Source organism: Flavobacterium praedii, assembly GCF_026810365.1.
Lineage (GTDB): Bacteria > Bacteroidota > Bacteroidia > Flavobacteriales > Flavobacteriaceae > Flavobacterium > Flavobacterium praedii.
Genome location: NZ_CP113948.1, coordinates 2,692,853 through 2,716,594, shown reverse-complemented (window position 1 = coordinate 2,716,594; position 23,742 = coordinate 2,692,853). Strand labels below are relative to the sequence as shown.

The following is a 23,742-nucleotide window of genomic DNA, read 5'->3' as shown; positions in this document are numbered from 1 at the left end:
ATGGATAAAGTTTTAAAAGATACAGACGTACATTTTTTTTCAAGTAAAAAAAGTGCTTCAGATATTAAAGGGAAGATTTTTGTTGGTGCAACTCAATTAGCAGTTGTACTTATTATTGCAATTCTTTTTATCATTTTAGGAATCATTGTTTATGAAGGTAGAACTAAATTTTCTTGGGAATTTATTTCTTCTTTTCCAACGAATGGTATGACCGAAGGAGGAATATTTCCAGCATTAATTGGGACATTTATTTTGGTAATTATAATGTCAATTGCTGCAGTTCCTTTCGGAACAATTACCGCTCTTTACTTAACAGAATATGCTAGTGAAAATTCTAAGTTTGCTGCAGCCGTACGATTCTCAGTTCGAACTTTAGCGGTTGTACCTTCGATAATATTTGGGCTTTTTGGGCTTGGTTTCTTTATTCAATTTTTAGGCGCTGGTGCAGATACTGCTTTTAACGGTGGAGAATTGCGTTGGGGACAGCCTAATATCCTTTGGGCTAGTTTAACAATGTCTTTGTTGACCTTGCCTGTAATTATTGTTTCTGTTGAAGAAGCATTAAAAACTATACCTCGAGAATTAAGAGAAGCAAGTTTAGCGCTTGGCGCTACCAAATGGCAAACGATTAAAAAAGTAGTCCTTCCTGGTTCCGTATCTGGTATAATGACTGGTACAATTCTTGCGGTAAGTAGAGGAGCAGGTGAAGTAGCACCGATTTTATTTACCGGTGCCGCTTACTATCTAGCAACTTTGCCAGGTTCGTTAAGTGATCAATTTATGAACTTAGGATACCATATTTACATCATGTCAACTCAATCTTCTGATGTAGAGAAAACAATGCCTATACAATTTGCTACCACTTTGGTATTGTTAATTTTAACTTTATCTTTGAATGTAGTGGCAGTAATTATTAGATCAAGAATCAGAAGAAAAGCAAAATAACATTCAGTTTAACTAAATAATTTATTATTTTAGATTTAACAAATAAAAAATGAAAGACATAAAAATAAAAGTTAATGATTTATCATTATACTACGGTGAAAAGCAAGCATTGAATGACATTACAATGGATATTCCAGCAAATAAGGTAACCGCTCTAATTGGACCTTCTGGTTGTGGAAAATCTACTTTTTTGAGATGTATTAATAGAATGAATGACTTGATTCCGAGTGTTTCCATTACTGGAAAGATGCTCGTAGAAGGGGTTGATATCTACGATAAAAATGTTGATGTTGTTAATATTCGAAAAAAAATTGGAATGGTTTTTCAAAAATCAAATCCTTTTCCGAAATCTATTTATGAAAATATTGCTTACGGTCCCCGTATTAATGGAATAAAAGATAAAACGGAGTTGGATGAGATTGTTGAAACTTCTTTGCGTAAAGCTGCTATTTGGGATGAATTAAAAGATCGTTTGGATGATTCTGCTTTAGGACTCTCTGGAGGTCAACAACAACGTTTGTGTATTGGTAGAACACTTGCAGTTAGCCCAGATATTATATTGATGGATGAGCCGGCAAGTGCATTAGATCCTATTTCAACTTCTAAAATTGAAGAATTGGTTCATGAGTTAAAAGAGCAGTATACCATCATTATTGTAACACACAATATGCAACAAGCTGCAAGAACAAGTGATTATACCGCTTTTTTTTATATGGGGAATTTAATAGAAATGGGGAAAACTAATTCTATATTTACAAAACCATCTCAAAAACAAACGGAAGATTATATTACAGGAAGATTTGGTTAATTTTTTTATAAATTAAACATTTAAATCGTTCAAAGTTTTTGAAACTTTCAATTATTTATTTGTAATCACACAGTCCTTTAATTTTTAAATTAAAAAAAATGGCATCATATTTAGAATTAGAATTAGATAAATTAAAAAGTATTATTGAAAAAATCGGTCAGTTGGCAGAAAGTCAAGTGAGTGAATCCGTGAAAATACTTTTGCAAGAACCGGAAGCTGCTGAAGGGAAAAGCATAAAAAAAACAGAAACAAAAATCGATAAATTAGACATCAAAATAGATGAAATTTGTCAAAGTATTTTTGCTTTACAACAGCCTGTAGCCTCTGATTTGCGTTTTATTATGTCAGCAATGCAAATTAGTAATGAGATTGAACGTATTGGGGATTTATCCATTAGTATTGTAAAAAAAGCAAAAAACATTAAAGAGAAACACGATTTAATTGTGAAGTTTAATATTGCTGAAATTGCTAAACAAGTAGAATTGGTAACCGTAAAAACTAATAATTGTTTTATCACTCGTGATGAAAATACAATTGGTGAAATATTTGTATTGAATAAAGATATTAAAAACCATTGTGAAGATGCTATTCATGACATTATTAATGAAATGAAAGTGAATTCTAAAGCTGTTGTTTCTGGAACCAATTTGGTTATAGTATTAAAACATTTGGAACGTATTTCAGAACATTGTACGAATATAGCGGAGTATGTTTATTTTATGATAAATGCTAAAATTATTAAACATGAAAATCTAGAAGGTTTAATGTCTGAAGGATAATAGCAATATAAATTTGTATCAGTAAAACAAAAGTCGAAACAGTTAATTGTTTCGACTTTTGTTTTTTAAAACACTTTGAAAAGTTCTTCCCAATTTACTGTAGTGTCCAATTCTGGTAATCCTTTAAATTGGTCAATTTGGGAAAGATCTTCAATTTTGAAATCTTCTTGGGTTGAGTAAGGTACTAAACCCTCTTTTTGTAATTTTTCGGCCAAATAAATTTGTTCATATTGTCCCGGAGTAGGTATGAAAAAAGCTTTTTTATTTAATTTAACCAAGTCCATAATCGTAGTGTATCCAGATCGACAAAGTACTTTTTTACTTTCGTTAAATGTTTGTTCCAATTGTCTGGTTTTCATAAAATTATAAAAAGTTACATTTTCTATTTGTTCCTTTATTTGTTCCGATTCGATAATGCCTTTTATGAATACTACTTTTCCTTGAAATCGTTTAACTTCTTCTTTGAGGTGGGTTTCTAATAAGCCTCTTTGCGGCTCGGGACCTGATAAAATAACCATCAAGTCATATTGAACGGGAAGTGCCATTTTGTGCATACGACTCAATGGGCCTAAATATTGAACTTTTAGAGTGTTATTTTCTATATGGCCCAATTTCCCTGTCAAATTTAATTGTGCATTGATGTCAGGGACCCAGCAAGCCTTGTATTTTTTTATGATATGTTGGTGTAATTTACTGGTAATCCATGTGGTATTGCCAGTCATAACATTCAATTGGTGCGTTATAAATACGGATGGAATATTTTTGCTAAAAACACCTAAACGATTGTCAGAAATGATTCCGTTTATTTCATATTTTTTAATCCATTTTTTAACAATGTTTTTTTCTTCCCGAATGGCTTCTAACATTTTGGGTAAACTTTTAATCAATTTCCATTTAAAATTTTTACCATTTTTAGCATATTCAATTTGGTAGGAAGGTAATTCTAAGGTTTTTAAATAAGGAAACTCTTTTCGAAGTAATTCAAGTGCAATTCCATCGGAGGCAATAATTGGAGTAAAATTGTTTTCTTGTAAGGCTTTGATTATCGGGATACAGCGAGTAGCATGACCCAATCCCCAGTTCAAAGGCGCAATTAAAATGGTTTTATTTTCGGAGTTTAAATTCATTGAGAGTCTTACCGTTTAGTTGTAAGTATAAAGATACTTGTTGCTTCACCGTTTTATGTTTGCAATATATTACTAAAAGATTATTTAATTACTATAAAAAAAAGGCTAACCAATTAGGGTAGCCTTCAGATCGCTTAAAAGTTTTATGTTTATTGCTTAATATATGTTTTATTTCCATTGGAATTGATGTAGTATTTACCACCTTGTGGGCCTGTATATACTTTTTTGCCATTGTATTCTCCTGTTACTTTATCGGCAGTTTTTATACCAGATTTTGATTTTTCTATGGTTTTGGCAGTTTCTTTTTTAACTTCTTTTGTTGTTGGTTTTGTAGTTTTTTCAATACTTGATTTGGCGTCTTTTGTTACTTTGTCAGCTGATTTTTTTGTTTCTTTTGTCGTTTTATTAACAGTTTCTTTTGAATCTTTGGTTGCTTTCTCAGTAGTTTTTTTTGAGTCTTTAGTAGTTTTGCTTACAGTTTCTTTTGAATCCTTGGTTACTTTATCAGTAGTTTTTTTGGTTTCTTTAATAGCTTTTTCTTTAGTGGTTTTTGCTACAGCTTTAGTGGTTTGTCCGTAAAAAGAAGTTGTAACGATAAAGAAGAGGCTTAATAATAGTAGTTTTTTCATGTCTAATTGTTTTAAAATTGAATATAAAGTTAGTATATATTTTTATAACTCTCTAAAAATAAGCCCTTAATTCAACGCTTCCGTTGTGAATTGCATGACTAGTTTCACTTTTTCTACCTTGGTAAACAAAATTTAAATCTAGGAATTTCGTCAAATTCATCTGAAATAGTGTTCTCCAAGTTATATTTTGCCCTTTTTGTAATCCTTCCAGCATTTGATATCCTGCTGATGAAAACTCATTACCGATAAATTTATTTTTATACAATGCGATTTCTCCGTTTACATTAAATTTGGAATTGCCAATGAAACTAAAAGCTGTTCCAAATCGATTTTGAGTTAATAAGTCTAGGTTTCCAATCGTATTTTTCTTGTCGCTATATTCGTAAAAAAGGTCTAAACTGATGTCTTTAGAATACAAGTAACTAATTTTTGGATTCCATAAATAGCCTTTAATGGTGTAATTTTTTTCGGTAAATGTTTCGGATTCCGTTTTAGTTTGAATTGTTTTGGCTTGAATGTCAATTAACCAACTCTTATTTAGTAAATGTTGGTATTGAAGTTGATGAAAACTATTGCTGTTTTTGATGGTGCCAATAGACAATAAATTTTGTGATTCATTTTTTGTATAAGTATAAGTTGCCGAATGTTCTCTTTTTCCACGATTGAAAGACAGACTATTTGTGAAAAATTTTAGTAATCCTAATGGGGCCTCAACTGAAGATTCAAATGGATTTAGCGCTAAATGAGCTCCATTATTTTTGATCTTTCGATCTAAAGTGAAAGTGGTTTGCATATAAAAATGCGACATTTTTTTCTGGAATGCCTTACTGTTTTGCCAAACAATTGGGTTAATTATAATAGATTGAGAAAATCTGTTTTGATTGGTTTTTATATAAATTTGATTGGGTAAAAAGATTCTAGTGTATTTTGCCAAATCTAAAAAAGGGGCTATTTCAAATTCCTCTAAATCTTTTATTCCATCTCCATTGTAATCATTCCAAGTATATTTTCCTTGTCCTGCAGGAACTTCAACATAAGTATAATCCTGAAATGGCATAGTTCCAGAATTAGTTTGATAGAGAGTGTTGCTTTGAATTAATTTATTGAAAAATTGATCACTGTACATTATTTTTGAATTCAGTGAAGGTGTCATTTTTAGGGTTGGATCATTAAAATTCAGGGTTCTGTAATTTATATAGACAGACAAATCACGATTTTCGGTCTTGAATAATTTGGATTGCAAATTATAGCTGTTTGATGTGTTTACTCTTTGTAGCAATCCATTTTGAACACTATCATTTATTCTTTTTGAGTACCCTAATTGTACATAGACTTTGGTGCTGTCACCATGACCTGCATACAGACCATATTCCGAAAATCGCTGGCTCAGTAGTGAAAATTGGTTGGTTATTTTATTTTTCTCTTGGTTGTCCTCAAACTTGAGTGTGTTTCCTACCCAGTTTTTTTTATGATTATAACGTATGTGTGAATAGTTTCTCAAGAACGTTGTTGCATTGGTTGCATCGTCACTTTTTAGATAACTTCCATCGTTTTTAATAGTCCAATTTTTAAGTTCAAATCCAGCATTTATAGTATTCTTTATACCCGAATAGGAATCGGAAAGGGCTAGTTTTTCAAACGAATATGTTAGAGTAGCCAAGTCTTTTGATTCTTTATTTGGAATTAAATTAAAATTAACTCCTGTTCCCAACAAACTTTGATCACCAATTATTGTTGTATTGACATTCCAATCTCGGTAAAACTCGATGCTGTAAATGCGTTCTACTGTTTTGAAATTGGCTTGTATTGCTTGAAAGTTAACAAATGCATCTACCGTCCATTTTTTTGAGTACAGTCGCTGTTTTGCGTTAATTATACCTGCTAGACCTTGATTGTTTTTGTCGTCATCGGTTGAAAATAAATTTTTATCATTATTGCTAATAGCCAACTCAAAATCAACAGCGGTTTTCTCAGAAGGATTGTATTTGCCAAAGAAAGTTGCCACTTGTGCTTTTTCAGGTGCTACTAATTGTATAATTGACTCATAATTTCCCTGTAGAATTCCATTTATTGGTGCAACATATTCAAATATTTTATCCACACTTGCTGGATTAGTCAAAATATAATTCCCTTTGTTTTTGCCAATTAGCGTAAATGTTACATTGTAAAGTACATCTGTGGAATTTTTAGAATATTCGTAAATGATTGCTGTGCCAATTGTTGTTTGTTTGTACTGTATTTTTTTTTCGTCATAGGTATCCTGTACAGCGGAAGGTGCAATCATTAAATCAGGATTGTCCCCGGCATCTTTTAAAATTTGTGCTTGTTCAGTTGTTAAGTTTTGCTGAATAGGTTGGTTTTTTAAATCAGTTTCTGAATAGATTGCTGCTCCAAAATTCCATTTTTTATCGGTAAAACTGCCTCCATCATAGGTGACAAATCGAGTATAGTTGTTTTCGGAATATTGGTATTCTACTACGATTCTCATTTCTGATGTAATTGGAAATTGAGCGTTAAATTGTATTTCACCCGAATTATAATCGATTGTGTAGTCTTTGTCTTCACCTCTGCCTAATAAAACACCATTGACATAAACTCTCTCCGATCCTATGATAACTAAGACGTACAATTCGCCTTTTTTTCCAATTAATTTATAAGGGCCTTGATTGCCTTCTTGTCCGTTGAAATTGCTGCTGGCATAAGTTCCGGTAACAAGTCCGGCAGAAGCAAATAAATTTGTTTTGCTGTCATCGCTGCCCAAATTAATTGTAGCAGATAAACCTTGAATTTTTTTGTCGAATGCAAGAAATCGTGTGGTTTTGTTGCCTATGAAGACATCACCGGCACGAAGGTTCCAGCGATCTGTAAAGAGTTCCATGAAAATATTATCATATTGATTCAGACGCTGCGAATAACTGCCATCCTGAATGGGAATATTTGTATCTTGAATGGATGCCCGAATCGTAATTTTTTCGGATATTTTGCCTGTTATTTGGAAGTCTAATTTCGAATTGACCACAGCATTCTGATTGTTGCCAACTGTAACTCCTCTTGAAAGACTTCCCGTTGCTATAAGACCATCAAACGGTATGGCTTTTGGAGTAGAAAAGCGCTCTATTTTATATAAATTTTGATTACTGGCCTCGTTGTCAATTATTTTACTTGTGTCGTAAATAGTGTATTCTTTTGTTAATTCTTCAGGATATTTATGGTAGAATACTGTAATTGTATCTGTAGGAGATTGTGTCTGAGCATTTAATAAAAGGAAACTTTTTGGGGAGTTTATTTGGTATAAAGAACTATCAATAACATGGTTTTTGTTATCCAATATTTTAAAATATTTAGAATTGATACTTACCGATTCCAGATAAATCGTGTCAGTTGTAAAAGCAATTTTTTTTGTGGTATAGCCTGAATTTATTTCTTGTGCTTGAAGCTCAGAAATAGAAAAAAGGACAATCCAAAATAATACTTTTTTAAACATAAATAGTATAACTCCAAAGCGTCAAAAATAGTGTTTATTATTTTATGATTTGTTAATTTAAAGACTTCAGAATATTGATTGGTTATGATGGTTTTTTCTTATTTAATGAAATGAAGAACAGTTTTGTACAAAAAAAAATGGAAGCCAAATACTTGACTTCCATTTTTTGTGTTTTAAACGGAGAAACTTTAATTTTCTTTCGTTACAATTTGCATGGTTTCTCTACTCACTTGTTTTAGCAGTACCGTTTTGTTTTCTTCAACCGTTTGAGCTGCATTTTCATTAAAATGTCTGATGGTGTATAATGTCACATTTTCGGTGAAATCTACTTTGAATTTTTTAGAAAGAATGGCATTCAGTTCGTTGAAATTACCAAATTTATCTTCTACACAAACAGAGAAACTAATTGCTGAATTCTGAATCAAATTTACTTTAAGTTTGAATTGGTGAAACAAACCAAATATTTCACTGATGTTTTCTTCCATGATAAATGAGAAATCAATCGATGATAATGAAATCAACAGTTGGTTTCTCTTTACGATAAAACAAGGTAAATAAGGTTCCAGATCAGCTCCTTTGGAAACGCGAGTTCCCGGCAACAAAGGATTGATAAATGATTTTACATATAAAGGAATTTCTTTTTTCTGTAATGGTTGTAACGTTTTTGGGTGAATAACAGATGCTCCATAAAAAGCCAATTCGATGGCTTCACGATAAGAAATTTGATTTAGCAGACTAGCATTTTCAAAATATCTTGGATCGGCATTCATAACCCCAGGAACGTCTTTCCAGATCGTTACGCTTTCGGCATTTAAGCAATAAGCAAAAATAGCGGCACTATAATCCGATCCTTCACGACCCAAAGTAGTCGTAAAGTTATTTTCGTCGGAACCCAAGAAACCTTGAGTAATATTCAGGATTTTGCGTTTTATGTTGTTGGCAATATTTTTTTGTGTCAATTCCCAATCAACTTCTGCATCTCTATACGTTGAATCTGTTTTTATAAAGTTTCGTACATCCAACCACTGAGTCTGAATTCCTTTGAAAGACATGAAATGACTCAAAATAGTAGTCGATATTAATTCTCCGTAACTTACAATCTGATCGTAAACAAAATTATAATTAGGGGATTTATTATGGGCCAAGAAATATTCTAAATCAGTAAAAAGTGCATTTACTGCCGAAAAAACTTCAATTTTTTCATCCTCAAACAAATCCAATAAAATTTGATTGTGGTATTTTTTTACTTCTTGTACCGATGAACTTAGTTCAGGGGATTTGTCAAAATAATTTTTAATAACATCTTCAAGAGCATTAGTTGTTTTTCCCATTGCGGAAACAATTACTAATACATCTTCATAACCTACTTGTTGTAAAACGTCATAAACGTTTTTGATACCGGCTGCATCTTTTACAGAGGCACCTCCAAATTTAAATACCCTCATTTTTAATTTTGATTTTAGATTTCAAATTTTAGATTTATTCTAAAGAGAAATCATATTTTATTTTCTTAATTTATTTTCTATAAAATTGTTAATTCCTACTTCATCCATCTGAGCAACTCGCCATTCATCCAGAACATTTGCTCCCGATTTTTTATAAAAATCTATTGCCGAAGAATTCCAGTCCAAAACATTCCAATCAATTCTTCGCACCTTGTCTTTTTTTGCTTGTTTTATGATTTCAGAATATAAAGCATACCCCAAACCAGTTCCACGCATACTTTCTTTTACAACTAAATCTTCTAGGTGAATTGTTTTGCCTTTCCACGTAGAATACCGATAATAATACAATGCTATTCCAACAATTTCCTTTGTATGATTGCTCTCGTTAGGGTCAATTTCTGCCTCTGCAACAAATACTTCGAATAAGGGATTTTTTCCAAAACCATCATTAATAAGGTCTTCTTCAGTGATCAAAACAGCATCAGGTTCTTTTTCGAATACTGCTAACTCTTGAATTAAAGCCAAAACGCCTTTCATGTCTTCTTTTTTTCCTTTGCGTATTTTCATGATTTCGTATTATTATTCTTGAATTCTATTAAAAAACAGTTAATTAGGAACTTGTTTTTGTGATATATGTAGCAAATATACAATACTGATAAACTATCTTACTATTATTCTTTTCATTTTCACAAAAAAAACGATATTTGTGACTTCAAACTAACTACATCGATTTCGTAATGGAAGAACAAAACAAAACACTAGGTGAATTTATCATAGAAAACCAAAAAGCCTTTCAGTATTCCTCGGGTGAATTATCCAGAATTATCAATTCTATTCGGTTGGCAGCCAAAGTGGTCAATTATAAAGTGAATAAAGCTGGGCTAGTGGATATTATTGGTGCGGCAGGTGAACAAAATATTCAGGGGGAAGACCAACAAAAACTGGATGTGTATGCTAATGAGATTTTTATTCAAACATTGATTAATCGTGAAATTGTCTGTGGTATTGCATCTGAAGAAAATGATGATTTTATAACAGTAGAAGGAAGTGATAGTAGTCATAACAATAAATATGTGGTTTTGATGGATCCTCTGGATGGATCTTCAAATATTGATGTAAATGTTACAGTGGGTACCATATTTTCTGTTTATAGACGAGTAACTCCAATTGGTACACCAGTAACTTTAGAAGATTTTTTGCAGCCTGGAATTAATCAAGTTGCTGCAGGATATGTTATTTATGGCACATCGACTATGTTGGTATATACCACAGGCCATGGGGTAAACGGATTTACTTTGAATCCAGCCATAGGTACTTTTTATCTTTCACATCCCAATATGAAGTTTTCCGAGGATGGAAATATCTATTCTATCAATGAAGGGAATTATGTTCATTTTCCTCAAGGTGTGAAAGATTATATAAAATATTGTCAATTGGAGGAGGAAGATCGTCCTTATACTTCAAGATATATTGGGAGTTTAGTGGCTGATATTCATCGAAATATGATCAAAGGGGGGATTTATATTTATCCAACCAGTAAAAAGGCACCAAAAGGGAAGTTGCGATTATTGTACGAATGTAATCCAATGGCTTTTATAGTAGAGCAAGCTGGAGGGAAGGCCTCAGATGGTTTTGATCGAATAATGGAATTGCAACCAACAGAGCTGCATGAAAGAGTGCCTTTCTTTTGCGGAAGTTTAAAAATGGTCAAAAAAGCAGAAGAATTTATGTATAAAGCAAAATTGAGTAAATATTAAACCAAAGAATAAACCAAAGAATAAACCGAAAACAGCTCCGTAATTTGGAGCTGTTTTTTATTTGTTCATGTTCTTCATTTCATAAATAAAAGTGTCTAAATCTACATTGAGATCTACTAATTTTAAAGCTTTGTTTACAATATAATTTGCATTACCTGGCGTAAATCCTAATGCCAAAGCAAATTTAACCATTAGATGTTCTTGCAAATCTCCCAGTTGATGGTCTTTGTGTACAATTCTAGCTAGATTATAGAGGTTTTCAAGTCTTTCGACATACAAATAAGGTGCATTGATTGGGAATTTGTTAGGGTCTTTTAAAATCTCTTTGTACTCTTCGTTAGAAATTTCAAGATCCACGGCTAATTTATCCAAGAATTTTTGTTCTGGTTCAGTTATATGTCCATCTGCATAAGCTATTCGAACGATGGCTGCAAAATGTCCACGATTTCTTTGATTAAATTCGCTGCTAAATAAATCTGAAATTGACATAATAATCGGGTTTTAGGTTTGACATAAAGATAATTAATTTTTTGCTAATGATTTTATTTTTGGTGTTTTTTTGTATAAATTGACTTCGGTATTTTATTTTTTATAGAATGATTTTTCAATCAAATATTCCGTTTTCAAAATTAATCGTAAGTTTACAACCCCATATCAATTTTATTTATTTATGTCGATGTCAGATTTTTTGATTTACTTTCAAATAGGGTTAAAACATGTATTAGATGTACATTCTTATGATCATGTTTTGTTTTTAATTGCGTTATCTGTTCCTTTCACTTTTAATGATTGGAAAAGAATTTTGCTTTTGGTTACAGTGTTTACTTTAGGTCATACAACAGCTTTGTTTCTGTCGGTCTTTGGAATTATTGCAATTAAAGTAAATGTGGTTGAGATGCTCATTCCGATTACTATTTTAATAACCGCTTTATATAATTTGTTTACAGCAGGAAAGACTAGCAAAAACGGCAGTGTCAATTTGATTTTTATAGTAACGCTTTTCTTTGGAATCATTCATGGTCTGGGTTTTTCTAATTATTTTAAAACCATTTTGGGAGGTAGCCCAAGTTCAAAGCTATTGCCAATGGCCGAATTTGCTCTGGGGATTGAAGCTGCTCAAATTGTTGTGGTTATCGTAGTATTACTATTGTCGTACATTGTACAAACAGTATTCCGATTTTCAAAAAGAGATTGGACATTAGTGATGTCTGCATTTATAATTGGTGTAGTTTTACCTATGATTTTAGAAAGTGAATTCTGGAAAAGATAAAAAATGGAAAAAAAGAAATTAAATAAATACGATAAAGCCTACTTGAGAATTGCTACCGAATGGGGTTTGTTGTCTTATTGTAAGAGAAAACAAGTTGGTGCCATTATAGTAAGAGATAGAATGATTATTTCGGATGGATATAATGGAACGCCATCCGGATTCGAAAACTGTTGTGAAGATGAAGACGGATTGACCCGTTGGGATGTTTTGCACGCGGAAGCAAATGCTATACTTAAAGTGGCTAGATCAACTCAGTCTTGCGAAGGAGCAACTCTGTATATTACGCTTTCGCCTTGTAAAGAATGCAGTAAATTAATTCACCAATCGGGGATAAAAAGAGTTGTATATCATAATGGATATCGTGATGATTCGGGTGTTCAGTTTTTAATAAAAGCAGGAATAGAAGTTGAGCATATTCCAGATTTAGAAGAATAATAGAAATGAAAGCGCCATGACAGAAGCTGTCGCAATCGAAAATCATCGAATACCAAAACAAAATAGTAAACGATGAGATAAGTACCAATTAAGATCTGGCGATACCTCCCGATAGCTAACGGAATCCTATAAAAAACAAATAGTATCTACATATGAAATTTGACAACAAATATTTACCCATTTTTATTGGGGGCATTTTTGCCCTTGGTATTTTTATTGGGAGTTTGTCAGGTTCACCTTCTTCTAAAACATTTTTGGCTAAAAAAAACACAAAAGAAAAACTTAATAAACTAATCGATTTTATCGACAATGAATATGTAGATGATGTCAATACCGATTCCATTGTAAGTCTAACAGTTGATAATATTTTAGCCAAATTAGATCCGCATTCGGTATACATTCCAGCAAGCGAGCAAGCAGAAATTGCAGAAACGATGAAGGGCGATTTTGTTGGGATCGGTATCAATTTTTATATGTATAAAGACTCGGTTGCAGTGATTAATCCAGTCAAAAATGGCCCTTCTGCAAAAGCAGGAATCAAAGCAGGTGATCGGATTTTATTTGCCAATAAAACAAAATTATTTGGACGAAAATTGCCCAATGATAGTTTATTTGCTACTTTAAAAGGTGAAAAAGGTTCAGAAATTGAATTGACAGTTTACAGAAAATCAGAACAAAAGAAACTTAAGTTTTCTATTCAACGTGATGTTATTCCTTTAAAAAGTGTTGATGTTGCACTGCTTTTAAATAAAACTACCGGCTATATCAAAATTAATCGTTTTGCCGAAACTACTTATGACGAGTTTAAAACAGCCTTGACATCTTTAAAACAGCAAGGTATTAAAACGCTTGTTGTTGACGTTCGTGATAATGGAGGTGGGTATATGGAAATTGCGATTGCAATTGCTGATGAGTTCTTAAAAAACAAGGATTTGATTGTTTTTACCAAAAGCAAAAAAGAGCCAACTGAAAAAACATACGCTACCGAGCAGGGTAGTTTTGAAACCGGTGATGTATTTGTATTAATTAATGAAAATAGTGCATCAGCAAGTGAGATTCTAGCTGGAGCCATTCAGGATAATGATCGAGGAACAATTGTAGGTCGTCGTTCTTTCGGAAAAGGATTAGTACAGCGTGAAATGGATTTTAATGATGGCTCGGCGGTTAGGCTAACCATTGCCCGATATTATACACCAACCGGAAGATCTATTCAAAAACCCTACTCCAAAGGGAATGACGAATATTTTAAAGAGTCGAATAGTAGGTTTTTGCATGGTGAATTGTTTAAAAAAGACAGTATCAAAGTGGTTGATTCTTTGAAGTTTAAAACTAAAAAAGGTAAAATTGTTTACGGCGGTGGAGGAATTGTTCCCGATGTATTCGTGCCTTTGGAAGCAGAACATGGAGCAGAAAATGTTTCTTATCTATTGCAATCTGGGATAGTAGGGCATTTTGTTTTTGAACAATTAGATAAAAATAGAAATGCATTTACGAAATTGACTTTCGAACAATTTTCAGAAAAAGTAAATGCTACGGATGCTTATTTTATTAGTTTTCAAAAATATCTTTTTCAAAACGGGTTGGAAGTGGATTTAAGTAATTATAAACTTTTAGTGAAACGATTCGTGAATGCTGAGTTTGCTCGTCAATTGTATGGTGACAAAAAGTTTTATGAATTGATGTTAAAAGAAGATCCTATGGTTAAAGAAGTTTTGAAACGCAGTTCAAGACCTCAATTGACAAAGTAAAAGTATTTAGACTGGACTTTTTTTAAGTATATTATCGAATACTATCATGAGAATGTGTTTGTATCCCATCATTCCATAACGTAAGTATATCAGTTGCCACAGCAGCTCCACTTCCAGCTGCAATTGCCAGTTGGCTTCTCCATCCTGCAAGTGTTCCTATAGCAAAAATACCTTCGGTTACTTTATGGTCGATATTTTTAAGTTGAATTCTCTGTTTTTCGGGAAGTGCTTTTTTGTGGGCTTCAACAAACTGCATTAAACCTTCAATAGCAAATGTATTAGCAGACCCAATGCCAATAACGACAGTCTTTGCTTTGTATGAATTCCTATTAGTGGTAACAGTAAATTCCGGATAGTATCCCGTAATTTTCAATACTTTCTCTTCAGGAATTTGAATAATATGAGGATATGTATGGGTTAGTTGCTCAATACTTTCGATGAGTAATTCCGAACCTAGTTTGCCTGGAGCAATTCCGTATGCATTGTTAAATACTGCTTCTTGTAACGCAGAATTCTTTTGATGGGTTAGAATCCCAATTTTTTTATTGGAAACAAAATTTTTGTTTTTTGCTGAAGCCAATACCATGGCACATGAAATTCCAGATACGCCACCACCAATTATTAAAGTGTCAAACATAGCTACGAATTATCGTCCATTTTTTCTACAATTTTTTTTGATATTCTAAAAATTAATAGAATTAATACCGCACAAAAAGAAGCTACTATACCAATAAAAGCTATTGCACTGTCTCCTGAAAATGGATTTTTAAAATCAATTAAAGTAACATTAAAAATAAGAAGTGCGATGGCAATAAGCACTAAAACATTAGTAAAAAGTTTCATAGGTTTATTATATTGTTTAACTGTTTGAAGTTTCTTTAAAATAATTTGTTGTAGATTTTAAATCAAAAAGAGATAAACTTAAACAGATTAAATATTAGGGGATAAAAGTATAATTTTTTTTTCTACACAAACAAACCTTTAACATTAGCAGCAAATAATTTAACAGCAATAGCTAAAAGTACTACTCCAAAAGTCTTTCTAATTACACCAAGTCCATTTTTTCCGAGCATTCGTTCAATTTTACCGGATGATTTTAAAACGATATAGACCAAAATAATGTTGAGGACAATAGCAATTACAATATTTAAGGTGTGAAATTGTGATCGTAAAGAAAGTAAGGTAGTCATTGTTCCAGCACCTGCAATTAGTGGGAATGCCAGTGGTACAATAGATGCTGAACTTGCTTCTTCGTCTCTGTAAAGATGAATGCCTAAAATCATTTCTAAGGCCAAAAAGAACAATACAAACGAACCTGCTACTGCAAATGAATGAACATCAATTCCTATTAAATTTAAAAATTCTTCACCTACAAACAAAAAAAGAATCATAATAAGTCCTGCTACTATTGCAGCTTTTTCTGATTCAATATGGCCGTGTTTGGCTCTGAGTCCTACTATAATAGGAATAGATCCTACAATATCGATTACAGCAAAAAGTACCATTCCAACGGTTATTACCTCTTTTATATCAAAATCCATTGTCTTTTTTTTATCTATTATAAGTCAAAATATATTTTTAGTATCAAAAATACATTATTTTTTTACATTTTTGGATTTGATTGTATTAAATGAATAAAATTATCGATTTTAAGTTTTATGTTTTTTTTGTGCTGCATAAAATCAAAAGTTAAATAGTGTAACTACTTGAAAATCATATATTAAATTTGTATATAATTCTAAATGTCCTGAAAATGAAAAAGATACGTTTTATTCTCGTTTTTATAGCACTATTGCTTTCTTTTGGTAATTTACAAGCTCAAATTTGGAAACAGATTCAAAATGCAGCTCAGAAAAAAGTAAACCAAAAAGTGCAAAAACAAATTGATACTTCATTTGCGAACAATCAAGTCAATCAAGGGCAATTGTTTGGACTTGGGGCTAACAAAATTGATGCTTCAGCAGTTCCTGTTTCCTATGTTTTTAATTGGAAGTACAGCATGGAAATTAATAGTGATGAAGGTAAATCTATGGTAGTTGATTATTATTTAGAGCCTAATGCTTTTTATTTTGGTTTTAAAATGAGACAGGGAGAAGAACAAAATATGTTCCTGATTATGGATGCCAAAAATAAACTTATAGTAACCTGTTTCGAAAATGGAAAAGAAAAGATGGCTTCAGCTTCAAAAATGCCTGATTATTCTGAAATAGCACAAAAAGAGGGTGATAAAACTAAATTTACATATAAAAACTTGCCCAATAAAACTTTTCTTGGATACAATTGCAAAGGAATTCAGGCTACAAATGAAGAATTTGATATTGTTTTTTATTTTACAAATGATGCTAAAGTAAGTTTTTCTGATTTATTTAAAAACCAAAAAAATCAAAAAATGCCTGATGCCTTTACCAAGTATTTTAAGCCTGAGGATAAACCCTTGATGATGGATATGACGATGACGGACTTGAAAAATAAAGGGAAAGTGACTACTATGAAATGTGTAAGTTTAGAAAAAAGTGCTTATACTTTTCTTAAAAGTGACTATAAATTTATGTAAGTAAAATTGTTGCAATGTGTTAATTTGTCTGCTTTGTGGACTTAAGTTCAGGAGAGTTTTTTATTTCTTGAATCTTTGGTTACCTTTGCAAAATGTTTCAACTAGGAAAAACCATCGTCTCAGAGGATATACTCGAAAAAGAATTTGTTTGTAATTTATCAGCTTGCAAAGGGGCTTGTTGCGTCGATGGCGATGCTGGAGCACCATTAAGTTTGGCTGAAACAAAAATAATGGAAGAGATATATCCAAAAGTAAAACCATTTTTGAGAAAACAAGGAATCGAAGCTATAGAAGCTCAAGGGACTTGGGTAAATGGAGCTGATGGTGATCTTGAAACACCTTTAATAGATAATAAAGATTGTGCATACGTTATATTTGACGGTAAAACCGCTCTTTGCGGAATTGAACAAGCCTATAATCAAGGTATAATAGAATGGAAAAAACCAGTTTCCTGTCATCTATATCCTATTCGTGTCAAAGATTTTACCGAATTTGCAGCTGTTAATTATGACAAATGGGATATTTGTGATGCTGCTTGTTCTTTGGGTCAAGAATTGGAGGTTCCTGTCTATAAATTTGTCAAAGAAGCGCTCATTCGTCGCTTTGGTGAAGACTGGTATATGGAACTCGAAAAAGTCGCAACTGATTTAAAAAATGGTTTATAATTTTTAAACTTCTGTTTACTGTTCGTTGTTTCAAAAACTCATATTTTACGGGACTTTAGGTCTTTTTTAAGCTTATAACATATTAATAGTCAATTCATTGTTGTTTGTATGAAAAATATTCCCATTTTTATTATTTGTTAAAAACTCAAAGCTATTGTGAATAAGTTTGACTTTTTATAACCGCATTAATTCACAATCTTTGTAACTCGCTTTTCGCACTTATATTTAGTATAAAAATCAAAAAAATAATTACAATCCAATGTCACAATTAGAACCAATTCTACAAGAAAATAAAAATCGTTTCGTGATTTTTCCTATAAAACATCACGATATCTGGGAATGGTATAAAATGATGGAAGCTAGTTTTTGGACTGCTGAAGAAATTGATCTATCACAAGATTTAAATGATTGGAATAATAAATTGAATGAAGATGAGCGTTATTTTATAAAACACATTCTTGCTTTTTTTGCGGCTTCAGATGGAATTGTTAATGAAAATTTAGCAGAGAATTTTGTTAATGAGGTACAATATGCCGAAGCAAAATTTTTCTATGGGTTTCAAATTATGATGGAAAATATTCATAGTGAAACATATTCCCTTTTGATTGATACTTATGTAAAAGATGAGGCTGAAAAAGATGAACTGTTTAATGCATTAGATGTTTTTCCTGCTATTCGAAAAAAAGCAGATTGGGCATTAAAATGGATTGAATCTGATTCATTTGCTGAAAGACTGATTGCATTTGCAGCTGTTGAAGGTATTTTCTTTTCAGGCGCTTTTTGTTCTATTTATTGGTTGAAAAAAAGAGGATTAATGCCTGGATTAACTTTCTCTAATGAGTTGATTTCTCGTGATGAAGGTGTTCATTGTGACTTCGCGGTACATTTACACAACCATCATTTGATTAATAAAGTTCCAAAAGAAAGAATAAGAAGTATCATTGTTGATGCTTTAAATATCGAAAGAGAATTTATTACTGAATCGCTTCCAGTAAGTTTAATTGGAATGAATGCAGGATTAATGACTCAATATTTAGAATTTGTTGCCGATAGATTGTTGGTCGAACTAGGTTGTGATAGAGAATATAATGTTACCAATCCATTTGACTTTATGGATATGATTTCTCTTCAAGGTAAAACTAATTTCTTCGAGAAAAAAGTTGCCGAATATCAAAAAGCAGGTGTTAAAGTAAGTGAAGGTGATTCTCAAAAAATTAGTTTCGATGCTGATTTTTAGAATATAATACCTTGTTAAACTATTTTGAATTCATTTTCAAAACACCAAAAAATATAATATAAAGTAATTGTAATTAAATTGTTTTCATAAGATTCCCCAAATCTGAAAACCAAGTTAATTCTGCCCTGAACCATTTCAGGACAAAAATCGGAGTTTTGTTTCATCTCATTTTATGCGATGAAACAAAGGATCGGGTTTTGTATTGCATTAACTTAAGAGTAAATAAATGAATTATGAATTCCTACTGTTCGTAAATCACAATTCATTAATCAAAAAAAATAGTAAAAGTATGTATGTAGTAAAAAGAGACGGCCACAAAGAACCTGTAATGTTTGATAAAATTACTGAAAGAATTAAAAAACTTTGCTATGGTTTGAATGATTTGGTAGATCCAGTAAAAGTTGCGATGCGCGTTATTGAGGGCTTGTATGATGGGGTTTCTACATCCGAACTTGACAATCTTGCTGCCGAAACTGCTGCTTCAATGACCATTGCCCATCCTGATTATGCGCAATTGGCTGCTCGTATTGCAATATCAAATCTACATTCAAATACTAAAAAATCGTTCTCAGAAACGATGAATGAAATGTTTCATTACATCAATCCAAGAACCAACCAAGAATCACCTTTATTGGCCGAAGAGGTGCATAAAGTGATTATGGAAAATGCTGAATTTTTGGATTCGCACATTATTTATAATAGAGATTTTAATTACGATTATTTTGGTTTTAAAACATTAGAACGTTCGTATTTATTAAAAATAAACGGTAAAATTGTAGAGCGTCCACAACATATGTTGATGCGAGTTTCAGTAGGGATACACCTTGGAGATTTAGAATCGGTATTGGAAACATACGATTTAATGTCTAAAAAGTTCTTTACACATGCAACACCGACTTTGTTTAATGCGGGTACGCCTAAACCTCAAATGTCATCTTGTTTCCTTTTGGCTATGCAAGACGATAGTATTGATGGAATTTATGATACGTTGAAACAAACAGCTAAAATTTCGCAATCTGCAGGTGGAGTAGGGCTTTCTATTCATAATGTTCGTGCTACAGGTTCATATATTCGTGGTACAAACGGAACTTCAAATGGTATCGTTCCAATGTTGAGGGTATTTAATGATACTGCTCGTTACGTAGATCAAGGCGGTGGAAAACGCAAAGGAAGTTTTGCTATTTATATCGAAACTTGGCATGCCGATATTTTTGAATTTTTAGATCTAAAAAAGAATACTGGAAAAGAGGAAATGCGTGCCAGAGATTTGTTCTTCGCCATGTGGACATCCGATTTGTTCATGAAACGCGTTCAGGAAGATTCGACTTGGACTTTAATGTGTCCTAACGAATGTCCTGGTTTGTATGATGTATATGGTGAAGAATTCGAAGCCATGTACACGGATTATGAATTTAGAGGAAAAGGTAGAAAAACTATCAAAGCACGTGAGTTATGGGAGAAAATCCTGGAATCTCAAATTGAGACGGGTACTCCTTATATGTTGTACAAAGATGCAGCCAATAGAAAATCAAACCAAAAAAATCTAGGTACGATTCGTTCTTCGAATTTGTGTACCGAAATTATGGAATTCACATCAAGTGATGAGGTGGCTGTTTGTAATTTGGCTTCTATCTCTTTGCCAATGTTTGTAGAGAATGGAGCTTTTAACCATCAATTATTGTATGATGTTACCAAACGTGTAACCCGTAACTTAAACCGAGTAATTGACCGAAATTATTATCCTGTAAAAGAAGCCGAAAATTCCAATATGCGTCACAGACCAATTGGTCTTGGTGTGCAAGGACTAGCAGATGCATTCATTATGTTGCGTTTGCCTTTTACATCGGATGAAGCCAAAAAATTAAACCAAGAAATATTCGAAACCCTTTACTTTGCAGCTTGTACCGCTTCTATGGAAATGGCAATTGAAGAAGGTCCTTATTCTACTTTCAAAGGTTCTCCAATGTCAAACGGAGAATTCCAACACAATTTGTGGGGAATGAAAGACGAAGAATTATCAGGAAGATGGGACTGGGCCTCACTTAGAAAAGAAGTGGTGAAAAATGGAGTGCGTAACTCGTTATTGGTTGCTCCAATGCCAACGGCTTCGACTTCTCAAATTTTGGGTAACAACGAAGCATTCGAACCATATACTTCCAATATTTATACAAGACGTGTATTGTCTGGTGAATTTATCGTGGTGAACAAGCATTTATTGCATGATTTAGTAAGACTAGGGTTGTGGAATGACAACTTGAAACAAGAAATCATGCGTCACAACGGATCGGTTCAAAACATCGATGTGATTCCGCAAGACATAAAAGAATTGTACAAAACCGTTTGGGAAATGTCCATGAAAGACATCATCGATATGTCTCGTCAAAGAGGGTATTTTGTGGATCAATCACAATCATTGAACTTGTTTATGCAAGATGCCAATTATTCAAAATTGACTTCAATGCACTTCTACGCTTGGCAATCTGGTTTGAAAACCGGAATGTATTATTTGAGAACAAAAGCAGCAGTTGATGCAATCAAGTTTACCTTAAATAACGATAAAAAACAAGAGGACCTTCCAATAACAGAGTCAATAGATGTTGAGGATTTCAAAGCAATGTTGCTCAAAGCTCAATCCGGAGATCCAGAAGATTGTGAAATGTGTGGTTCATAAGCAGAAAATAGATTAAAGAATAAAGAATTAAGAGAAACAGCTATCGTAATGGTAGCTGTTTTTATTTTAGGAGCTAATCCCGCTTTCCGTTTCAATCTTTTATCTCGTTAAAGAAACGAGATAAAAGGATTTTCACTTCAATCGGGGCTAAAACACTTTCGTTTTCATAATTAAATTTGTGTAAATTTGTAGTATTCAATACTAATAAAAGGGATTATGGAAATTAAAAATTTATCTAAATACAGCAATGCAGAAAAAATTGTTCTAGCTGAGCAATTGTGGGACAGTGTTTCTAAAAATGATTTAGAAATTTCTGATGATGTGAAAAGAGAATTAGATATTAGAATTAAAAATTTAGAAGAAGGGAAAACCGAATTATATACATGGGATGAGGTTAAAAGTCATTTAAAATCTATTCGATAGTGTATAAAATTCATTTCGTAAAAGAAGCGTTATTTGATGTTGAAGATATTGTTCTTTGGTATGAAGAGCAGAGAATAGGGCTTTCCTATGATTTTGAACTTTGCTTGGAAGCTGGAATTGATACTGTTTTAAGAAATCCAGAATCATTTCAAAAAAAGTATAAAAATATAAAAGTTAGATTTATTACAAGATTCCCTTATGGAATACATTATAAGTTTGAAAAAAATGAAATTATTGGTATTGGTGTTTTTCATACCTCCCGCTCTCCTAAAAACTGGTCTAAAAGGCTAGGGTTTTGAGTAATAATTTTTTTAAAATCCAATCCCCTTGAGTTTATTATATTTTACAGACCGAAGCATTGTTCATCTCGAAGATGTCGTATTCAATGAAGTCGTTTCAGCGCAAATCAATCAGTTTTTAAAGGAATACCAATTTCGTTGCGTTTTGGAGCAATACGAGCTGCCTGTGGTTAATAAAATATTGTTGCACGGCAAAACAGGCTGTGGTAAAACCATGACGGCCAAAGCCATTGCCAGAAAACTAGACAAAAAACTTATCATAGTCAATCTTTCGAGAATTGTTTCTTCCAAATTAGGCGAAACCTCCAAGAATATCGAAGGATTGTTCAAGGAAGTGCAATACGAAAGTTCGGTTTTATTCTTTGATGAATTTGATTCCTTAGGTCAAATTCGGGATTATGATAACAAAGACAGTTCCGAGATGAAACGGGTAGTGAACTCGATTATTCAACTAATAGATAATTTCCCCAATCGTTCGGTATTAATTGCTGCCACCAATCAAATCCAGATGATAGACGAAGCCTTGGTGCGCCGTTTTGAAATGCAATTGGAATTTACAGCTCCTTCCAATGAAGTTTTGGATAGCTATTATACAAAGTTGCTTACCAAATATCCTGTAGAATTTCAAAAATTGACTCGTATTTATGATATTACTTTTGCAGAAGCAAAAAATCATTTACTCAAGGAAGTGAAAAATAATATTATTGAGGCAGAGATTCAAAAACAAAAGACTTTAGATTAAAAAAATCATAGTTTTTTGATTAATAAATAACAAGAGAATTGGAGGTTTCTTAATTCATAATTGTAGAAATAATTCCTTATATTTGAGTAAGTTATAGTTCTAGTATGTTTTGTTTGTAGTATTAAATAACGGAAAACATGGAAAATAAAAAATTTACAGTTACAGATGATTTATTAGCATCAAGACAGCAGCGTTTCTTAAATTTACTAATTGATTTAGTCTTCGTATATGTGATTTGGATTAGTGTTGGGGCAACCATAGCTATATTTGCCGATGTTGCCAATAGCAGTGTACTAAAGGCATGGATTAGCAATATGGGCGTGTTCGAAAAAGGGATTTCTTTTGCCATCATTGCTGGGTTTTATTATTATTTGACCGAACTGTATTTCTCTCGTTCTCTTGCGAAATTCTTAACCCAAACGTATGTAATTTTGAAAAATGGCTCAAAACCCAATTACAAAAGCATTTTGAAACGAACCCTTTGTAGATACATTCCGTTTGAGATTTTTTCTTTTTTAGGCGGTGAGGCAGGAGGCTGGCATGATTCAATGTCGGAAACCTATGTCGTAAAAAAACAGGAATTTGAAAAACAAAAGAAAATTATTATTTTGCCTTGATAGGTAAAAAATAGAATAGTAATCAAAAAGCGGTCAATTTTGGCGGCTTTTTGTTTTAATAGAATAATCAGATTCGATATTTACTTTATCTTTGGAGCTATTCTAAA

The 23,742-nt window shown here is 32.4% G+C and carries 24 protein-coding genes; 15 read left to right on the top strand and 9 right to left on the bottom strand.

The features are described 5' to 3' along the window. The 3 genes from pstA to phoU all read left to right on the top strand — a co-directional run bounded on the left by pstA (window position 1) and on the right by phoU (window position 2,532). A complete protein-coding gene (pstA, locus tag OYT91_RS11710) occupies window positions 1-945 on the top strand; it encodes a phosphate ABC transporter permease PstA (protein WP_281238105.1) in 945 nt (314 codons plus the stop codon). Between the two features lie 49 nt (window positions 946-994). After that, entirely contained in the window at window positions 995-1,753 is a 759-nt protein-coding gene (gene pstB / locus OYT91_RS11705; RefSeq protein ID WP_281238104.1) for a phosphate ABC transporter ATP-binding protein PstB, read from the top strand. Window positions 1,754-1,851: 98 nt separating this feature from the next. Then, window positions 1,852-2,532 carry a phosphate signaling complex protein PhoU gene (gene phoU, locus OYT91_RS11700; RefSeq protein WP_281238103.1) on the top strand — a complete coding sequence of 227 codons (681 nt, stop codon included), beginning with the start codon at window positions 1,852-1,854 and terminating at the stop codon, window positions 2,530-2,532. 65 nt (window positions 2,533-2,597) lie between these two features. Here phoU and OYT91_RS11695 read toward each other — a convergent pair whose 3' ends face one another. The 5 genes from OYT91_RS11695 to OYT91_RS11675 form a co-directional block, all read right to left on the bottom strand. Beyond that, window positions 2,598-3,659: a glycosyltransferase gene (locus OYT91_RS11695; protein WP_281238102.1), complete on the bottom strand. Its 1,062-nt coding sequence runs from the start codon at window positions 3,657-3,659 to the stop codon at window positions 2,598-2,600. Between the two features lie 149 nt (window positions 3,660-3,808). Further along, a complete protein-coding gene (locus OYT91_RS11690) occupies window positions 3,809-4,288 on the bottom strand; it encodes a hypothetical protein (protein WP_281238101.1) in 480 nt (159 codons plus the stop codon). A 52-nt stretch (window positions 4,289-4,340) separates the two neighbouring features. Then, a complete protein-coding gene (locus OYT91_RS11685; RefSeq protein WP_281238100.1) occupies window positions 4,341-7,772 on the bottom strand; it encodes a DUF8818 domain-containing protein in 3,432 nt (1,143 codons plus the stop codon). 188 nt (window positions 7,773-7,960) lie between these two features. Further along, complete coding sequence (locus OYT91_RS11680; RefSeq protein ID WP_281238099.1) at window positions 7,961-9,217, bottom strand: aspartate kinase; 1,257 nt, start codon at window positions 9,215-9,217, stop codon at window positions 7,961-7,963. A 57-nt stretch (window positions 9,218-9,274) separates the two neighbouring features. Continuing rightward, the gene (locus tag OYT91_RS11675; protein ID WP_281238098.1) at window positions 9,275-9,784 is read right to left on the bottom strand and encodes a GNAT family N-acetyltransferase; all 510 of its coding nucleotides are present in this window, start codon (window positions 9,782-9,784) and stop codon (window positions 9,275-9,277) included. A 170-nt stretch (window positions 9,785-9,954) separates the two neighbouring features. Here OYT91_RS11675 and fbp point away from each other — a divergent pair, with 170 nt between their 5' ends. After that, the gene (gene fbp / locus OYT91_RS11670) at window positions 9,955-10,974 is read left to right on the top strand and encodes a class 1 fructose-bisphosphatase (RefSeq protein ID WP_281238097.1); all 1,020 of its coding nucleotides are present in this window, start codon (window positions 9,955-9,957) and stop codon (window positions 10,972-10,974) included. 57 nt (window positions 10,975-11,031) lie between these two features. Here fbp and OYT91_RS11665 read toward each other — a convergent pair whose 3' ends face one another. Next, the gene (locus OYT91_RS11665) at window positions 11,032-11,463 is read right to left on the bottom strand and encodes a TerB family tellurite resistance protein (RefSeq protein WP_281238096.1); all 432 of its coding nucleotides are present in this window, start codon (window positions 11,461-11,463) and stop codon (window positions 11,032-11,034) included. A 187-nt stretch (window positions 11,464-11,650) separates the two neighbouring features. On the opposite strand from OYT91_RS11665, the gene OYT91_RS11660 reads away from it, so the two are divergent. The 3 genes from OYT91_RS11660 (at window position 11,651) to OYT91_RS11650 (ending at window position 14,427) form a co-directional block, all read left to right on the top strand. Then, window positions 11,651-12,244 (top strand): HupE/UreJ family protein, encoded by a 594-nt coding sequence (locus tag OYT91_RS11660; RefSeq protein WP_281238095.1) that lies wholly within the window; start codon window positions 11,651-11,653, stop codon window positions 12,242-12,244. A 3-nt stretch (window positions 12,245-12,247) separates the two neighbouring features. Continuing rightward, on the top strand, window positions 12,248-12,679 hold the full coding sequence (locus tag OYT91_RS11655; protein WP_281238094.1) for a deoxycytidylate deaminase: 432 nt from the start codon (window positions 12,248-12,250) through the stop codon (window positions 12,677-12,679). Window positions 12,680-12,831: 152 nt separating this feature from the next. Then, window positions 12,832-14,427: a S41 family peptidase gene (locus OYT91_RS11650; protein WP_281238093.1), complete on the top strand. Its 1,596-nt coding sequence runs from the start codon at window positions 12,832-12,834 to the stop codon at window positions 14,425-14,427. Between the two features lie 31 nt (window positions 14,428-14,458). Here OYT91_RS11650 and OYT91_RS11645 read toward each other — a convergent pair whose 3' ends face one another. The 3 genes from OYT91_RS11645 to OYT91_RS11635 form a co-directional block, all read right to left on the bottom strand. Continuing rightward, window positions 14,459-15,064: an FAD-dependent oxidoreductase gene (locus OYT91_RS11645; RefSeq protein ID WP_281238092.1), complete on the bottom strand. Its 606-nt coding sequence runs from the start codon at window positions 15,062-15,064 to the stop codon at window positions 14,459-14,461. Window positions 15,065-15,066: 2 nt separating this feature from the next. Beyond that, window positions 15,067-15,270: a hypothetical protein gene (locus OYT91_RS11640; protein WP_269221652.1), complete on the bottom strand. Its 204-nt coding sequence runs from the start codon at window positions 15,268-15,270 to the stop codon at window positions 15,067-15,069. Between the two features lie 122 nt (window positions 15,271-15,392). Then, on the bottom strand, window positions 15,393-15,968 hold the full coding sequence (locus tag OYT91_RS11635) for a MarC family protein (RefSeq protein ID WP_269221653.1): 576 nt from the start codon (window positions 15,966-15,968) through the stop codon (window positions 15,393-15,395). Window positions 15,969-16,180: 212 nt separating this feature from the next. Here OYT91_RS11635 and OYT91_RS11630 point away from each other — a divergent pair, with 212 nt between their 5' ends. From OYT91_RS11630 to OYT91_RS11595, 8 genes are all read left to right on the top strand, one after another. Further along, a complete protein-coding gene (locus tag OYT91_RS11630; RefSeq protein ID WP_281238091.1) occupies window positions 16,181-16,981 on the top strand; it encodes a hypothetical protein in 801 nt (266 codons plus the stop codon). A gap of 92 nt (window positions 16,982-17,073) precedes the next feature. Next, complete coding sequence (locus tag OYT91_RS11625; protein WP_269221655.1) at window positions 17,074-17,646, top strand: DUF3109 family protein; 573 nt, start codon at window positions 17,074-17,076, stop codon at window positions 17,644-17,646. Between the two features lie 259 nt (window positions 17,647-17,905). Further along, window positions 17,906-18,883: a ribonucleotide-diphosphate reductase subunit beta gene (locus OYT91_RS11620; RefSeq protein ID WP_281238090.1), complete on the top strand. Its 978-nt coding sequence runs from the start codon at window positions 17,906-17,908 to the stop codon at window positions 18,881-18,883. 289 nt (window positions 18,884-19,172) lie between these two features. Further along, window positions 19,173-21,554 (top strand): ribonucleoside-diphosphate reductase subunit alpha, encoded by a 2,382-nt coding sequence (locus tag OYT91_RS11615; RefSeq protein WP_281238089.1) that lies wholly within the window; start codon window positions 19,173-19,175, stop codon window positions 21,552-21,554. Between the two features lie 216 nt (window positions 21,555-21,770). Then, on the top strand, window positions 21,771-21,977 hold the full coding sequence (locus OYT91_RS11610; RefSeq protein ID WP_269221657.1) for an addiction module protein: 207 nt from the start codon (window positions 21,771-21,773) through the stop codon (window positions 21,975-21,977). After that, the gene (locus OYT91_RS11605) at window positions 21,977-22,276 is read left to right on the top strand and encodes a hypothetical protein (protein ID WP_281238088.1); all 300 of its coding nucleotides are present in this window, start codon (window positions 21,977-21,979) and stop codon (window positions 22,274-22,276) included. Before OYT91_RS11610 ends, OYT91_RS11605 begins: the two co-directional genes overlap by 1 nt. Before the next feature lie 28 nt (window positions 22,277-22,304). Further along, window positions 22,305-23,018: an AAA family ATPase gene (locus tag OYT91_RS11600; protein ID WP_281238087.1), complete on the top strand. Its 714-nt coding sequence runs from the start codon at window positions 22,305-22,307 to the stop codon at window positions 23,016-23,018. Window positions 23,019-23,155: 137 nt separating this feature from the next. Next, window positions 23,156-23,635: an RDD family protein gene (locus OYT91_RS11595; protein WP_281238086.1), complete on the top strand. Its 480-nt coding sequence runs from the start codon at window positions 23,156-23,158 to the stop codon at window positions 23,633-23,635. The last annotated feature ends 107 nt before the right edge of the window (window positions 23,636-23,742 follow it).